This window comes from Citrobacter sp. wls826 (assembly GCF_005281245.1).
In the GTDB taxonomy this organism is placed as follows: domain Bacteria; phylum Pseudomonadota; class Gammaproteobacteria; order Enterobacterales; family Enterobacteriaceae; genus Citrobacter; species Citrobacter braakii.
Map to the genome: position 1 here is coordinate 88,282 of NZ_SZWS01000061.1, position 1,311 is coordinate 89,592.

The following is a 1,311-nucleotide window of genomic DNA, read 5'->3' on the forward strand; positions in this document are numbered from 1 at the left end:
AGGATAAAGACAACTCAAAAGGCACGTTGTTGCGCCATGCGTTCAGTTTGCCCGACGGTGATGACATTGTTTCGGCGGTGGTACATGCCAGCGCGCTGGGGCTGTACCAACTGTGGATCAACGGCGAAAAAGTCGGGCGTGATGAGTTATCGCCCGGCTGGACGAGCTACCACCACCATCTGTTGTATCAAACCTGGGATGTGACCGAGCACCTGCGAGAAGGCGAAAACGTGATTGGCGCGATGGTGGGGGCGGGTTGGTATAAAGGGGATATGAGCTTCAACCGCTATCGCAACTATTACGGCCAGCAGACGGGGTTTATTTGCCATATGGTGGTGACGCTCCGCGATGGTAGCCAGCGGATAATCGCCACGGATGCACACTGGCAGGGCAGCGATGACGCCATTTTGTTTGCTGAAATTTATGATGGCGAAGTGTATGACGCACGTCGGGAGCAGCGTGGCTGGAGCGAGCCTGCGTTTAGCGCCGGGCATTGGCGCGCGGTGACGACGCTTGCGGCAGAGACTTCGGTGCTGCAACCGCAAACGGCCTGCCCGGTACAAGAAATAGAACGGCTTGCGCCGTGCTCAATCATCACGACGCCAAAAGGTGAGACGGTGCTTGATTTTGGCCAGAATCTCAGCGGCTGGGTGGAGTTTCGGGTGCGCGGTGCGGCAGGTGAGCGCGTGGTGCTGCGCCATTTTGAAGTGCTGGATGCCGAAGGCAATGTTTATCTGGCGAACCTGCGCACCGCCAAACAGTGCATTGATTACACCTTACGCGGCGAGGGTGAAGAATGTTTTCACCCGCATTTTACCTTTCAGGGTTTCCGTTATGTGCTGATTGAACGTTGGCCTGGCACGCCGACGCGGGATGATTTTGTCGCGGTTGTGCTGCATTCCGCGATGACGCCGACGGGTCACATTGAAACCTCAAATGCGGATCTCAACCAACTGCATCACAACATCATGTGGGGGCTTAAGGGCAATTTCGTCGATATCCCAACCGACTGCCCGCAGCGCGATGAACGTCTGGGATGGACGGGCGATGCGCAAATTTTCTGCCGCACCGCCAGTTATCTGATGCAGACGCGCACTTTTTTTGCCAAATGGCTGACCGATCTTCAGCACGACCAAACGCCGGAGGGCGGTGTGCCGCACGTCATCCCCGATATCCTCACCGGCAAATGCGACAACGACCGCTTTTTATCCCACGGGCGCACCCATTCCGCCGCCGCCTGGGCCGATGCGGCGGTGATTAACCCGTGGACGCTGTACCTGATGTACGGCGATAAACAGACGCTGGCCCGCC

The 1,311-nt window shown here is 57.4% G+C and carries 1 protein-coding gene; it reads left to right on the plus strand.

All coding sequences use genetic code 11. The features are described 5' to 3' along the window. A partial coding sequence (locus FDW87_RS22975; protein WP_252363253.1) for a family 78 glycoside hydrolase catalytic domain occupies positions 1–1,311 on the plus strand: 1,311 nt, incomplete at both ends.